The following is a 14,029-nucleotide window of genomic DNA, read 5'->3' as shown; positions in this document are numbered from 1 at the left end:
CCGTGAAACACAGACCGTGAGGAACCCTTTCGAAGTGGACATGTTGTGGAGCGGTTGGGGCGACCCGGCCAAGGCGGCACCCCTGCCCGACTCGGTCACCGGCCTCCTGCGTGACCTGCTCGGCGTCACCCCGCGAGAGAGCGGCCCGGCCGCCCTCGCCGACATCGCGCCGCCCGCCCCGGCGCTGCCCGACGAGGCCCGCACCGCGCTGCGGGAGGCCGTCGGGGCGCCCGACTTCCTGAGGGAGGACGCCGAGAGCCGCATCCGGCACACCCGCGGCAAGTCGACCCCCGACCTGCTGCGCATCCGCGCCGGCGAGGTCGACGACATCCCCGCCGCGGTCGTGCTGCCGGGCGACCACGACGAGGTCCTCGCCGTGCTGCGGGCCTGCGCCGAACACGGCGTCGCCGCCGTGCCCTTCGGCGGCGGCACCTCCGTCGTCGGTGGCCTCGCGCCCACCACGAAGCGGCCGTTCGTCGCCCTCGACCTGCGGCGGCTCGACCAGCTGCTCGCCGTCGACGAGGTGTCCCGCACCGCGACACTGCAGCCCGGACTGCGCGGCCCGCAGTGCGAGGCGCTGCTCAACGAGCGGGGCTGGACCCTCGGGCACTTCCCGCAGTCCTTCGAATGGGCGACCGTCGGCGGCTTCGCCGCGGCCCGCTCCAGCGGCCAGGCGTCGGCCGGATACGGCCGCTTCGACGAGATGGTCCTCGGCCTGACGGTCGCCACCCCCGAAGGCACCCTGGAGACCGGCCGGGCACCGCGCTCGGCGGCCGGCCCCGACCTGCGCCAGCTGGTCCTCGGCTCCGAGGGAGCCCTCGGAGTGATCACGGCGGTGACGGTGCGCATCCGTCCGCTCCCCGCGAGGCGGATCTACGAGGGCTGGCGCTTCGCCTCCTTCGAGGCCGGCACGGCGGCCCTGCGCCGACTGGCCCAGGACGGTCCGCGGCCCACGGTGCTGCGCCTGTCGGACGAGTCGGAGACCTTCATCGGCCTCGCGCAGCCGGACGCCATCGGCAGCGCCGAACTGCCGCAGAACCCGGGCTGCATGGCCATCGTCGGCTACGAGGGAACCGAGGAGGAGACGATGGCCCGCCGCGCCGTCGCCCGTGAGGTCCTCCTCGCCTGCGACGGTGAGCTCATCGGCGAGGAGCCCGGCGACAAGTGGGAGCACGGCCGGTACAACGCGCCCTACCTGCGGGACGCGCTGCTCGACGCCGGCGCGTTCGCCGAGACGCTGGAGACCGCGGCCTTCTGGTCCGCCGTCCCCGGCCTCTACACGGCGGTGCGCGACGCGCTGACGAACACCCTCACCGAGGCCGGCACGCCGCCGCTCGTCATGTGCCACATCTCGCACACGTACGAGAACGGCGCCTCCCTGTACTTCACCGTCGTCTCCGCACAGGGGGAGGACGCCGTCGCGCACTGGGAACCGGTGAAGCGGGCGGCCAACGACGCGATCCTGGCGGCGGGCGGCACCATCAGCCACCACCACGGCGTCGGCACCGACCACCGCGACTGGTACGCCCGGGAGATCGGCCCCCTCGGCATCCGCATGCTGCAGGCTGTCAAGGCCGAGGTCGACCCCTCCGGTGTGCTCAGCCCCGGAGTCCTCATCCCCGTCCGCTGAACCCGACTTCTCCGCCCGGAGGCCAGATCCATGCGACAGTTCACCGCCGTCGTCAACCCCACCGCAGGGGGTTCCAGCGGCACGGCGGGTCTGCTCCCGCTGGCCCGTCTGCTGCGGGAGGCGGGCGCCAGGCTCGACACCGTCTACAGCCGCAGCCTGGAGCACGCCCGAGAGCTCGCCCACGACGCCGGAGCGCGGGGACATGTCGTGCTCGCCGTCGGCGGTGACGGCATGGCCGGCTGTGTCGGAGGCGCGCTCAGCGGTACGGACACGGTCTTCGGCCTCGTCCCTGCGGGGCGCGGCAACGACTTCGCCCGCGCCCTGGGCCTCCCCGCGGACGCCCGGCAGCTCGTCGAGATACTGCTCCACGGCGAGCCGCGGGCCGTCGACACGATCGAGGTGGAGTCGGCCGTGCACGCGGGGACCTGCGTCCTCGGCAGCGTGTACGCGGGCGTCGACGCGGTCGCCAACCGCCACGCCAACGCCTCCCGCGTGCTGCGCGGCGCGGCCTCGTACTACGCGGGCGGCCTGCGGGCGGTCCTCGCCTGGAAGCCCGCCGCGTACCGCGTCACCATCGACGGGGTACGCCACGGGCGCACCGGCTACACCGTGGTCGTGGCGAACTCGGGTTTCTACGGGTTCGGGAGGAACGTCGCACCGGGCGCGCGGATCGACGACGGGCTGCTCGACGTCGTGGTCATCAAGCAGGCGCCCAAGCGCCTCTTCTTCGCCATGATGAACGAGCTGAAGACGGGCGTGCACGTGAACCGGCCCGAGGTGGAGATCCTGCGCGGCAAGGAGGTCCGCCTCGAAGCGGACCGCCCTCTCCCGTACGGCGCGGACGGCGAGGTCGACGCGGTCCTGCCGGTGACCCTCAGGGTGCGGCCCGCCGCTCTGAACGTCCTGGCCTGACCAGGACGTCCGCAGGCCCCCGGGCCGGCGGACCCGGTGCCCGGAGAGAGCGACGCCTCCTCCGGGCATCCGGCTTCGTGGCCCCCCGCTCCCGCCGCCTCGGGCGAGGAGGGCCTGTCACCTCACCGGGGGGCCGGACGGTGACGGGTCGTCCCCGCGCAGCCGATGCCCCACGGTCTCGAGGGCGTCGGCGAGCAGGGCGATCTGCCCGGGTTCGAGGGCGTCGATGAACAGCTCGCGGACGAGGGCGACGTGCCCGGGGGCGGCGTCGTGGAGCGCCCGGCGCCCCTCCTCCGTCAGCACGGCGAAGGTTCCGCGTACGTCCGTGGGGCAGTCGCGCCGCCGCACCAGACCGGCCTTCTCCAGCTGGGTGATCTGGTAGGTGAGGCCGCTCTTGGAGGTGAGCACGGCGTCGGCGAGTTCCGTCATGCGCAGTTCGCCGTCGGGTGTCGCCGACAGCCGCACGAGGACCTCGTACTGAGGGTGGGAGAGGCCCTCGTGGCTCTTGAGCTGCTGCTCGACGCGGCGGGACATCAGGCTGCTCGCCACGAGGAAGCCCTGCCAGGCGCGCATCTCGACCTGGCTCAGCCAGCGCGGTTCGTCCATGGGCCCACCCTACCTTGGTTGTTCAAATTCGAATCAATATATACAGTCGGTGTCCGATTCAAATTTGAACTACCTGCTTCTCGACACGAAGGAACCACCCCGTGACCTCCCCCGCGATCGACCGCACCAGCACCGCCGCGGCGCCGTCCCCGCACGCGTACGCCATCGGACTTCTCGTCCTGCGCCTTGCCGTCGGCCTCACCATGGCCGTCCACGGCGGCCAGAAGCTGTTCGGCTGGTTCGGAGGCGGCGGCGTCGACGGCACCGCGCAGTTCTTCACCTCGGTCGGCTACCCCTCCGGGAAGGCGATGGCCCTCGTCGCCGGACTCACCGAGACCCTCGGCGGACTCGGACTCGCCCTGGGCCTGCTCACCCCGCTGATGGCCGCCGGCCTCCTCGGCACCCTGGTCAACGCCCTGGCCGTGAAGACGGACGCCGGGTTCTCCTTCTTCGCCCCTCAGGGAGTGGAGTACGAACTGCTCCTGACCACGGCCGCCGTCGTGCTCGCCCTGACCGGTCCCGGCCGCTACGCCGTCGACCGCTTCCTGCCCGTGCTCCGCTCGCACCGCCTCGCCCACGGCGTGCTCGCCGTGGCGCTCGGGGTGGTCGTGGCCGCCGTCGTCCTGGTGGTGCGCGGCTAGGGGTGTCTCGTCGATCGGGGGACGTTCCCGACCGTCGCCGCCCGCTACGCCGTGGTGCCGGTCGGCTCCTCGTCGGAGGCGACGATCGACACCTCCAGCTTGCGCAGCAGCCGTGCGAGCTGGCGGTGCTCGGAGGGCGACAGGCCCCCGAGCATCCGCCGCTCGTTGTCGAGGTGCTCGGCGAACACCACGTCCACCGTCGCGAGACCCTTGTCGGTGAGGCGGGAGTAGACGACCCGGCGGTCGTCGTCGTCCCGTTCCCGGACGATGAGGCCGTCCTTCTCCAGGCGGTCGATCCGCAGGGTCACCCCCGCCGACGACACGAGGCCCGAGTCGGCGAGCTGCCCCGCGGTGAGCCGGTGGGGGTGCCCGGCGCGCCGCAGCGCGGTGAGGACGTCGAAGCCGGCCACGGACAGGCCGTGGCGTTCGATCGAAGCGGTGAGCCGGGTGTTGTAGCGCAGATAGGAACGGTGGAGCCGGGCGAGGACCTCCAGCGGGCTGGTGTCCAGCTCGGGCCGCTCCCGCGCCCAGTCCTCGATCACGCGCGCGACGGCGTCACGGTCCGACGGCCTCGATGCAGCCATGCTCTTCCCCTCGTCCTGCGTCGTCCCCCGACTTCTCACAGCACTGAGAATCTTAGTCCTGAGGTGAAAACGCGCGGGCGCCCGCTCCGTGCCGGGCGCCCGCTCTCCGTGCCGGGCGCCCGCTCCGTCTCGGGCGCCGCTCCGTGCCTGCAGTCTCAGGCGTTGAGCTCCTCCAGCGTCCTGCCCTTGGTCTCGACGGCGAAGCAGGCGATGGCGGCACCCACCGCCGCGACCACGGCGAGCTGTGCGAAGACGAGGGACAGGCTGCCGCCCGCGCCGATGATCGCGCCGACGGTCACCGGGCCGAGGATGACGCCCAGCCGGTTCCACACACCGCCGAACGCGGCGCCCTTGGCCCGGTTGGACGTGGGGTAGAGCTCGGGGGAGTACAGGTAGAGGCCCGCGTTGATCGCGTAGAGGAAGAAGGTCGTACAGGAGGCGAAGACCGCCACCTGGCCGCCCGAGGTCGCGCCCGCCAGGGCGAGCACGCCGAGCGAGAGCACGGTGCCGACGAGCGCTCCCACCAGCGCGGGCCTGCGGCCGACGCGGTCGATCAGCAGGGCGACGACGAACGTGCCGAGCAGGCCCGTCACGTTGCTGAGCAGGCTGTAGACGAGGGCGGTCGTCAGGTCCAGGCCGAAGGTCTTCGTGTAGAGCGAGGGCAGCCAGGTGGAGATGCCGTGGTTGACGTAGTACGCGACGAACCACAGACCCGACACGACCACGGTGCGCCGGAGGTAGCGTCCCCGGAACAGATCGCCCAGGCGGCCGCCGGCCGGCTCGTCGGCCAGGTCCGCGGCGGGGGCGGGCAGTGCCTCGGAGGTGGAGCGGGCGACCTCCGCCTCGATGCGCGCGATGACCTCCTCCGCCTCCCGGACGCGTCCGCGGGAGAGCAGCCAGCGCGGGGACTCGGCGACCTGACGGGGGAGCGCGGCGGCGAGCAGCACCGGGATCGTGCCGATGACGAACATCGCGCGCCAGCCGAACTGGGGCACCACCCACACGGCCACCAGCGTGGCCGCGGCGAGGCCGGCCGGGAAGATCATCTCGTACAGCAGGACGAACCGGCCGCGCTTGTCGGAGCGGGCGATCTCGTTGATGTACGTGGCGGCGACGGGTACGACCCCGCCGATGCCGAGGCCCTGGACGAACCGGAAGAGCGAGAAGGTCTCGATGCTGCCGGAGAAGGCGACGGCGAGGCTGGCGAGGCCGGTGATGCCGACTCCCAGGGCGACGGTGCGGACGCGGCCGATCCGGTCGCCGAGCCAGCCGGCCGCCAGGGCGCCGAGCAGCATTCCGATGGAGGCGGCGGTCACGGCGAGGGTGGCCTGTCCGGTGGTGAGGTGCCACTCCTTCATCAGGACGGGCAGCGCGGACGCGGCGAGGAGCTGGTCGAACGCCTCGAAGAAGGTGACGGCGCCGATCAGGAACCGGACCTTGACGTGCCACCGGGAGTGCGGAAGTCGTTCGAGTCGCGCGGCTACGGAGCCGAGGGCCTGCTTACCGGCCACAGTCGTCATGGAGGGGGTCCTTCCGCGGGCAGGGGAGTTGCCGAGACAGTAGGGGTCCTTATCTAAGCGGTCAATGGTTAAGCGCCTAGAGATCTCTGTCTCGCGGGCCCGGTAGTCATCATCGGCTCCGTGAATGGCGTGCTCAAGGCCGATTCGGCAACGATCTCGACTCAGGGGCTTGTCGAGAAATAGTTAAGCGCTTAGATTTCTAGCACTTCGACGATTCCGGTCCCGGGATCGAGCCGGGCTCCGTCCGTGCCCGGAGCCAACTCCCCTTCCGCCCCTGCCCGGAGGTCCAGCCGTGCCGCTCCTTCCCACCGACATCTTGATCGCGGGCCAGTGGCGACGCGGTGCGGGCGAGCCCGTCGACACCGTCGACCCGGCGACCGGACGCGTCCTCGCCACCATCCACTCCGCCTCCGTCGCCGAGGTCGGCGAGGCGGCCGAGGCCGCGGCGCGGGCCGCCGCGAACCCCGCCTGGCGCGACCTGCTCGCCCACGAGCGCGCCCGCCTCCTGCACCGGATCGCCGAGCTGACCGAAGAGGCCGCCCCCGAGCTCGCCGCCGTACAGACGGCCGACACCGGCAAGACCCTCGCCGAGACCCGGGCACTCGCACTCAGCGCGGCGGGCACCTTCCGGTACATGGCCGCCGCCCTGGAGACGGCCGAGGACACGGTCACCCCGTCCCGCGGCCCGTACGTCACCATGAGCGTCCACGAGCCGATCGGTGTGGTCGGCGCGATCAACCCCTGGAACTCCCCGGTCGCCAGCGACGCGCAGAAGATCGCCCCCGCGCTCGCCGCCGGCAACGCCGTCCTCCTCAAGCCCGCCGCCTGGACCCCCCTGGTGTCCCTCGCGCTCGGTCGCCTGATCACCCGGGCACTCGACGAGTTCGGCCTGCCCACCGCCCTCCTCTCGGTACTGCCCGGTAGCGGCCGGACCGTCGGCGACGCCCTCGTGCGCCACCCCCTCGTCGCCCGGATCGGATTCACCGGGGGCACCGAGACCGGCCGGTCCATCGCCGCGATCGCCGGCCAGAAGCTCGTCCCCGCCTCACTGGAGCTCGGCGGCAAGTCGCCGACGATCGTGCGCGCCGACGCCGACATCGAGCAGGCGCTGGCCGGAGTGCTGTTCGGGATCTTCTCGTCCAGCGGTCAGTCCTGCATCGCCGGCTCGCGGCTCTTCGTGGCACGCGAGATCCACGACACCTTCGTCGGCGAGCTCGTCGAGCGCGTCCGCAAGCTGCGGGTCGGCCCCGGCACCGACCCCTCCACCCAGGTAGGCCCCCTGGTGCACCACCGCCACCGCGACTCGGTCGCCGCCTACGTCGACCTCGCCCGCTCCGAAGGCGCGCGCGTGCTCTGCGGCGGTTCGGCGCCCACGGGGGAGCGGTACCAGGACGGCGCCTACTACCTCCCGACCGTCCTCGACGGCCTGGCCAACGCCTCCCGCACCTGCCGGGAGGAGATCTTCGGCCCGGTCCTCGTCGCCCTGCCCTACGACGACGAGGACGACCTCGTCCGCCAGGCCAACGACTCCGTCTACGGCCTCGCCTGCGGCATCTGGACCCGCGACCTGCGCGCCGCCTGGCGGATCGCCCGCCGGATCGAGGCCGGCACCGTCTGGATCAACACGTACAAGCAGTTCAGCGCCGCCACCCCGTTCAGCGGATGGAAGGACAGCGGCCTCGGCACGGAGAAGGGCCGGGACGCGATCCGCGCCTACCAGCGACAGAAGTCCCTGTACTGGGGCACCTCCGACGCCCCCCTTCCCTGGGCCGGCTGACCCGGCACGCCCACCCCCGAACCGACCGTCCGGGCCCGCCGCCCGAACCGACCGTCCGGGCCCGCCCGCCCGACTGGAGAGACCCATGCAACCGTCACCGCCAGGCCCGATCGCCCGGCTCCGCTCCCTGCGGTACGTCGAGCTGCACACGCCCGCCTTCACCGAGGCCGCCGACTTCTACGAGGAGGTCTGGGGGCTCGAGACCGTCGAGTCCGACGGCGGCGCGCGGTGGCTGCGCGGCACCGGCGACGAGCACCACGTCCTGCACCTGACCGAACGCGAGCGCGTGGGCCTCGGCCGGCTCGCCTTCGCCGTCGCCACCCCCGCCGAGGTCGACGAGGCCGCCCGGCGCCTCGAAGCACGGGGCATCGTCCCCGTCTTCGGCCCCGGCCCCCTCGACCAGGCCGGCGGCGGATACGGCCTGCGGTTCACCGACCCCGAAGGGCGTCTCGTCGAGATCAGCGCCCAGGTCGAGGCGGTCGTCCCCCGCGGACGGGACGGCGCCGTGCCCGTCGGGGTCACCCACGCGGTGCTCAACACCGTCGACATCGACGCCGCCGTCGCCTTCTACCGGGAGGTGCTCGGACTGCGCGTCTCCGACTGGTCCGAGCACCAGATGGCGTTCCTGCGCTGCAACGCCGACCACCACTGCATCGCCTTCAACCAGGCCGAGTGGACCTCGCTCAACCACGTGGCGTACGAGATGAGCTCGGTCGACCACTTCATGCGCGGCCTCGGCCGGCTCCGCCACCACGGCATCACCCCCCAGTGGGGGCCCGGCCGCCACGGCCCCGGCAACAACACCTTCTCCTATTTCACCGACCCGTCCGGGCTCGTCTGCGAGTACACCTCCGAGGTCGCCCAGATCGTCGAGGACACCTGGATCGCCCGCGTGTGGCGACGTGTCCCGGAGCTCTCCGACCTGTGGGGCACGGCCGGCCCGCCGTCGAAGGAGATCCGCTGCCACATGGCGGGCACGCCGGACCCCGGCCCGCTCGCCCCCGTCGACGCGAGGAAGGACAACGCATGAGCACCGTACGCAAGGTCGGAGTGGTCGGCTGGGGCGCGATCGGCCGGATCGTCGGCACCGCGCTCGCCGACGGGCAGGTGGACGGCGCCGAGCTGGTGTGCGTCGTCGACAACCGTCCGCTCGGCGACGCGGCGCCCGCCCCCCAGGTCCCCTTCGAAGAGGCGCTGGAGCTCTGCGACCTGATCGTGGAGGCCGCCGGCCAGGGAGTCGTACGGGAGTGGGGCGAGCGCGTGCTCGCCTCCGGCACCGACCTGCTCGTCGCCTCCAGCGGCGCGATGACCGACGAGGAGCTCGCGAAGCGGCTGCTCGCGGCGGGACCGGGCCGGGTGTACTTCACCGGCGGCGCCGTCGGCGGGCTCGACCTGCTCCAGGCGGCCCGCTCGCTCGGACCCCTGGACGAGGTCCGGCTGACCACAACCAAACTGCCCTCGACCCTCGAACAGCCCTGGATGGACGAGGAGTTGCTCGCCCGGATGCGGACGGCGACCGGCCCGGTCGAGGTCATGGCCGGCACCGCCCGCGAGATTCCGGCGAAGTTCCCCAAATCGACGAACGTGGCCGCCTCGGTCGCCCTGGCCGTCGGCGACCTGGACACTGTGCGGGTCCGGGTCGTCGCCGACCCCGCGGCACATCACACGCGCCATGTGATCGAGGCGTCCGGCGCGCACGGGGCGTACCGCTTCGAGGTCGCGCACCTGCCCGACCCGGGCAACCCGGCGACCAGCCAGGTGGTGCCCTACGCGGTCCTGCGCGGCCTCGCCGCGCTCGCCGGGCGGACGGGTCAGATCCTGTGAGCGCCGACGTCCTCGCCCCGGCCGTCACGGATGTCCACGTCGAGGAGGCCGGCGACCACGGACCCCTCCTCCTGTGCCTGCACGGCATCGGCTCCTCGTCGGCCGCCTTCGCCCCCCAGCTCGCCGAAATCTCCGCGTACGCACGGGTCGTCGCCTGGGACGCGCCCGGGTACGCCCGGTCGCCCGACCCCGAAGTCCCCCTCACCCTCGACGACTTCGCGGACACGGCGGCCCGGCTGATCCGGGAGCGCGGTGGCAGCGCCCATGTCCTCGGCGTCTCCTGGGGCGGTGTGATCGCCCTCCGGCTCGCCGTCCGCCACCCGGACCTCGTCGCCTCGGTGATCGTCGCCGACTCGAGCACCGGCTCGGGGACGGACGAGACGAAGGCGGCGGGCATGCGGGCCCGCGCCACCGAGCTCGCCGCACTCGGTCCGCGCGCCTTCGCCGAGGCCCGCGGACCCCGCCTGGTGTCACCCGGCGCCCCGGCCGACCTCGTCCGGCGGATCGTCGACACCATGGCCGCCTCGGTACGGCTCCCGGGCTACGGGTACGCCGCCGAGTCCATGGCCTCGGCCGACCTCCGCGCCGAACTCCCCACCGTCGCCGCTCCCTCGCTCGTCCTCTGCGGCGACCAGGACCGGGTCACCGGCATCGAGGGCAGCCAGGCCATCGCCGGGGCCCTCCACAAGACCGCCTTCGTGATCGTCAAGGACGCCGGTCACCTGGCCAACCAGGAGCAGCCCGAGCGCTTCAACGCCTGGGTCCTCTCCCACCTCCGCATCACCGCACGCATCCCCGAACAGGAGCTGTCCTCATGCCTCTGACCACCACCGCGTACGACAACGGCGACGACCTCGCCGCGTACACCGACTCCCTCATCGCCACCAAGGCCTCCCGGGTCGCCGACTTCGACACCCTCTCCTTCCAGGAGAAGGCCGGCCCGCAGTACCGCCGCGGCCAGATCCGCTACGTCGGCTCCGGTGCCACCGGCAACCACGAGGGCGACAGCCGCATCATCCCGTCCGGCGGCTTCACCTTCTCCAACATGCTCCTGCCGCCCGGCGCCGAGGGCCCTGCCCACACCCACCACGACGTCGAGGAGGCCTTCTTCGTCCTGGAGGGCGAGGTCAAGGTCGGCATCCACCGCGGGCCCGACGAGGTCGAGTACCGGACCCTCGGCTACCGCGACATGATCGTCGTCCCGGCCGGCGTGACCCGCTCCCTGAAGAACGAGGGAGACACCGACGCCCTCTTCTGCGTCGTCATCGGCACGCAGAAGCCTCAGGTCCCGACCTATCCCGCGTACTCGCCGATGCACGGCGTCACCCGTGGCTGACCTGCCCCCGGCCGACGCACGCACCGTCGTCGTCACCGGAGCGGGCCGTGGCCTGGGGCTGGCCATGGCCCGCCGGGCGGGCGAGGACGGCTTCCGCGTCGTCGTCGCCGAACTGGAGCGGGAACGGGGCGAACAGGCGGCCGCGGAACTGCGCGCGGAGGGCATCGACGCCCGCTTCGTCCGCTGCGACGTCGCCGACCCGGAATCGGTGGCCGCGCTGGCGGCCGCCGTGCGGGCGATCGGCCCGCTGTACGGCCTGGTCAACAACGCCGCGCTCGCCAACGGCGTGGGCGGAAGCGAGTTCCAGGACATCGACATCGACGTGTGGGACCGGCTGATGACGGTCAACGCCCGCGGCCCGTGGCTGGTCTCCAAGGCCCTCCACCCGCTCTTCGCGGCGCCGGGCCGGATCGTCAACATCGCCTCGGACGCCGCCCTCTACGGCTCCCCGCGCCTCGCCCACTACATCGCCTCCAAGGGAGCGGTCATCGCCCTCACCCGGGCCATGGCACGCGAACTCGGCGACAAGGGGATCACCGTCAACGCGGTCGCCCCCGGACTCACCGAGTGCGAGGCGACCGAGACCGTGCCCGCCGAGCGGCACGACCTCTACCGCGCGAACCGGGCCGTCTCCCGGCCGCAGCAGCCGGACGACCTCACCGGGATCGTCTCCTACCTGCTCGGCGAGGAGTCCCGCTACCTGACCGGACAGGTGATCGCCGTCAACGGCGGCTTCACCATGAACTGACACGCAGGAGAACCCCGTTATGGATCTGGGCCTCGCCGACCGCACCATCGTGGTCACCGGCGGCAGCTCGGGCGTCGGCCTGGCCACGGTCCGCGCCCTGCTCGACGAAGGCGCCCGCGTCGCCACCTGCGGCCGTGACGCCGACCGTCTCGCCAAGGCCGCCGCCGGGCTCGGCGCCGGACGCGACCGCCTGCTCACCGGCGTCTGCGACGTCCGGGACGCCGACGCCGTGGACCGCTTCGTCCGCGGCGCCGCCGACACCTTCGGCGGCGTCGACGGACTCGTCAACAACGCCGGACAGTCCCGCATGAAGGGGCTCGACGACTCGACGGCCGAGGACTGGCGCGACGAACTGGAGCTCAAGTTCGCCGGGGTGCTGAACCCCCTGTGCGCCGCCCGCCCGTTCCTCGCCCGCTCCGCGGCGGCGAGCATCGTCAACATCAACGCGGTTCTCGCCAAGCAGCCCGAGCCCCGTCTGATCACCACCAGCGCCGCCCGCGCCGGCATTCTCAACCTCTCCAAGTCCCTTTCGGCCGAACTCGCCGCCGACGGCATCCGGGTCAACTCCGTGTGCCTGGGCCTCATCGACACCGGCCAGTGGACCCGCCGGCACGCCGCGGCCGCCACCGGCACGAGCTACGAGGACTGGCAGGCGGAACTGGCTGCCGACCGGGGCGTCGCCCTCGGCCGGCTCGGCCGGGCCGAGGAGGTCGCGTACGCGGTCGTCGCCCTGCTCTCGCCCCGCGCCTCGTACATCACCGGCACCGGCATCGACGTCTGCGGCGGCGTCGGCCGCTCCATCCTCTGAGGAGAACCATGCGTCACGACAACGGAGGCGATCTCCTCGTCGCCGTCCTGCGCGAACTCGGCATCGACACCGTCTTCGGCATCGTCAGCGTGCACAACCTGCCGCTCGTCGAGGCCGTCGACCGCGAACTCCGCTTCGTCCCCGTACGCCACGAGGCATCGGCCGTGAACGCCGCCGACGCCTACGGCCGGGCTCGCGGCTCCCTCGGCTGCGCCCTGACCTCCACCGGAACCGGCGCCGGCAACGCCGCCGGATCGCTGATCGAGTCACTCAGCGCCGGCAGCTCGGTCCTGCACATCACCGGTCAGATCGAGAGCGAATTCCTCGGCAGCGGACGGGGGTTCATCCACGAGACCAAGGACCAGCTCGGCATGCTCACCGCCGTGTCGGCCCATGCCGCGACGGTGCCGGACACCGAGAGGGCGGGCCACGTCCTGCGCGAGGCGGCGCGAGCAGCGCTCGGCGGGCCCGGCGGAACCGGAGGACCGGCGAGCGTGGAATGGCCCATCGACCTCCAGTACGCGCCCCAGACCGACGGCCCCGTCGTCCCCGAGTACCCCGCGGTACCCGCCCCCACGGACGGTGAACTCGCCGCGGCCGGCGCGCTCCTGGCCACCGCCCGCCGCCCGCTCGTCTGGGCCGGCGGCGGCGCGACCGGAGCCCGCGAGGAACTCGCCCGGCTCCTGGAGGCGACCGGAGCGGGACTGCTCACCTCCAACTCCGGGCGCGGCGCCGTGCCTGAGGACCACGAGCAGGTCATCGGCAACTTCGCCACCACCCCCGCCGCCCGCGCCCTGCTCGCCGACGCGGACGTGCTCGTCACCATCGGCACCCACTTCCGCTCCAACGAGACCGCCGACTACACCCTCGAACTGCCGTCGGCGCACGTCCAGATCGATCTCGACGCGGCCGCCCTCGGGCGGGTCTACCCCGTCGCCCACCCGCTGCACGGCGACGCCGCACCCACCCTCACGGCCCTGACCCGGCACGCCATGCCCGCCGAGGACGGCTGGCTCGAACGTGTCCGCGGCGTCCGCGCCGAGGTACGGGCGACCCTGCACGACACCATCGGACCGCAGGCGGCGATCTGCGACGCGATCCGCGCCGCCCTGCCGCGCGAGGCCGTGGTCGCCCGGGACGTGACCATCCCCTCCAGCAGCTGGGGCAACCGCCTCCTCGACATGTACGACCCGCGGGACAACGTCTTCCCGCGCGGAGGCGGCATCGGCCAGGGCCTCGGCATGGGGATCGGCGCGGCACTCGGACGGCCCGACGCGCCCACCGTCGTCCTCGCCGGCGACGGCGGACTCGCCGTCCACCTCGGCGAACTGCTCACCCTCGCCCAGGAACGTCCCCGGCTCACCCTGATCGTCTTCAACGACGGCGGATACGGCGTGCTGCGCAACATGCAGGACCGCCACAGCGAGCGCCGATCCGGTGTCGACCTCGTCACCCCCGACTTCGAGCTGCTCGCCCGCGCCTGCGGCCTGCCCTACGGGCGGATCGCCGCGCAGGAGGACGCGGCGCCGGTCATCACCGAGGCCGTCGCCTCGGACGGGCCGACGCTCGTCGAGGTCGACCTCGTGGCCCTCGGCCCGATGAAGAACCCGTTCACCCCACCCGTGCGGATCCCGGGCCGGTAA

General features: G+C 72.8%; 14 protein-coding genes. 11 read left to right on the top strand and 3 right to left on the bottom strand.

Annotation, left to right across the window (positions count from 1 at the left end; all coding sequences use genetic code 11):
• Positions 1–34: 34 nt before the first annotated feature.
• Positions 35–1,630 carry an FAD-binding oxidoreductase gene (locus tag IF00_RS0133570; protein WP_030324653.1) on the top strand — a complete coding sequence of 532 codons (1,596 nt, stop codon included), beginning with the start codon at positions 35–37 and terminating at the stop codon, positions 1,628–1,630.
• 30 nt (positions 1,631–1,660) lie between these two features.
• Positions 1,661–2,542: a diacylglycerol/lipid kinase family protein gene (locus IF00_RS0133565; protein WP_030324651.1), complete on the top strand. Its 882-nt coding sequence runs from the start codon at positions 1,661–1,663 to the stop codon at positions 2,540–2,542.
• Between the two features lie 117 nt (positions 2,543–2,659).
• Here IF00_RS0133565 and IF00_RS0133560 read toward each other — a convergent pair whose 3' ends face one another.
• Positions 2,660–3,148: a MarR family winged helix-turn-helix transcriptional regulator gene (locus IF00_RS0133560; RefSeq protein ID WP_030324649.1), complete on the bottom strand. Its 489-nt coding sequence runs from the start codon at positions 3,146–3,148 to the stop codon at positions 2,660–2,662.
• 101 nt (positions 3,149–3,249) lie between these two features.
• Here IF00_RS0133560 and IF00_RS0133555 point away from each other — a divergent pair, with 101 nt between their 5' ends.
• Positions 3,250–3,789, top strand: coding sequence for a DoxX family protein (locus tag IF00_RS0133555; protein ID WP_030324647.1), 540 nt, complete (start codon positions 3,250–3,252; stop codon positions 3,787–3,789).
• A 44-nt stretch (positions 3,790–3,833) separates the two neighbouring features.
• On the opposite strand, the gene IF00_RS0133550 is transcribed toward IF00_RS0133555, so the two are convergent.
• Both IF00_RS0133550 and IF00_RS0133545 read right to left on the bottom strand, forming a co-directional pair.
• Positions 3,834–4,373, bottom strand: coding sequence for a MarR family winged helix-turn-helix transcriptional regulator (locus IF00_RS0133550; RefSeq protein ID WP_030324645.1), 540 nt, complete (start codon positions 4,371–4,373; stop codon positions 3,834–3,836).
• A 155-nt stretch (positions 4,374–4,528) separates the two neighbouring features.
• Positions 4,529–5,893: an MFS transporter gene (locus IF00_RS0133545; protein ID WP_030324644.1), complete on the bottom strand. Its 1,365-nt coding sequence runs from the start codon at positions 5,891–5,893 to the stop codon at positions 4,529–4,531.
• A 292-nt stretch (positions 5,894–6,185) separates the two neighbouring features.
• On the opposite strand from IF00_RS0133545, the gene IF00_RS0133540 reads away from it, so the two are divergent.
• From IF00_RS0133540 to IF00_RS0133505, 8 genes are all read left to right on the top strand, one after another.
• Entirely contained in the window at positions 6,186–7,670 is a 1,485-nt protein-coding gene (locus tag IF00_RS0133540; protein WP_030324642.1) for an aldehyde dehydrogenase, read from the top strand.
• A gap of 85 nt (positions 7,671–7,755) precedes the next feature.
• Complete coding sequence (locus tag IF00_RS0133535) at positions 7,756–8,700, top strand: VOC family protein (RefSeq protein ID WP_030324640.1); 945 nt, start codon at positions 7,756–7,758, stop codon at positions 8,698–8,700.
• The gene (locus tag IF00_RS0133530; protein ID WP_030324639.1) at positions 8,697–9,494 is read left to right on the top strand and encodes an aspartate dehydrogenase domain-containing protein; all 798 of its coding nucleotides are present in this window, start codon (positions 8,697–8,699) and stop codon (positions 9,492–9,494) included. Before IF00_RS0133535 ends, IF00_RS0133530 begins: the two co-directional genes overlap by 4 nt.
• The gene (locus tag IF00_RS0133525; RefSeq protein WP_030324637.1) at positions 9,491–10,318 is read left to right on the top strand and encodes an alpha/beta fold hydrolase; all 828 of its coding nucleotides are present in this window, start codon (positions 9,491–9,493) and stop codon (positions 10,316–10,318) included. The genes IF00_RS0133530 and IF00_RS0133525 overlap by 4 nt, the downstream gene beginning before the upstream one ends.
• Positions 10,309–10,830 carry a cupin domain-containing protein gene (locus tag IF00_RS0133520; protein WP_030324636.1) on the top strand — a complete coding sequence of 174 codons (522 nt, stop codon included), beginning with the start codon at positions 10,309–10,311 and terminating at the stop codon, positions 10,828–10,830. Before IF00_RS0133525 ends, IF00_RS0133520 begins: the two co-directional genes overlap by 10 nt.
• Positions 10,823–11,578: an SDR family oxidoreductase gene (locus IF00_RS0133515; RefSeq protein WP_030324634.1), complete on the top strand. Its 756-nt coding sequence runs from the start codon at positions 10,823–10,825 to the stop codon at positions 11,576–11,578. The genes IF00_RS0133520 and IF00_RS0133515 overlap by 8 nt, the downstream gene beginning before the upstream one ends.
• Before the next feature lie 19 nt (positions 11,579–11,597).
• Positions 11,598–12,386 (top strand): SDR family oxidoreductase, encoded by a 789-nt coding sequence (locus IF00_RS0133510; RefSeq protein ID WP_030324633.1) that lies wholly within the window; start codon positions 11,598–11,600, stop codon positions 12,384–12,386.
• 8 nt (positions 12,387–12,394) lie between these two features.
• A complete protein-coding gene (locus IF00_RS0133505; RefSeq protein ID WP_030324631.1) occupies positions 12,395–14,029 on the top strand; it encodes a thiamine pyrophosphate-binding protein in 1,635 nt (544 codons plus the stop codon).

This window comes from Streptomyces flavochromogenes, assembly GCF_000717595.1.
GTDB lineage: Bacteria > Actinomycetota > Actinomycetes > Streptomycetales > Streptomycetaceae > Streptomyces > Streptomyces flavochromogenes.
The sequence above is the reverse complement of the archived record's forward strand: the minus strand, read 5'-3'. Positions and strand labels throughout refer to the sequence as shown.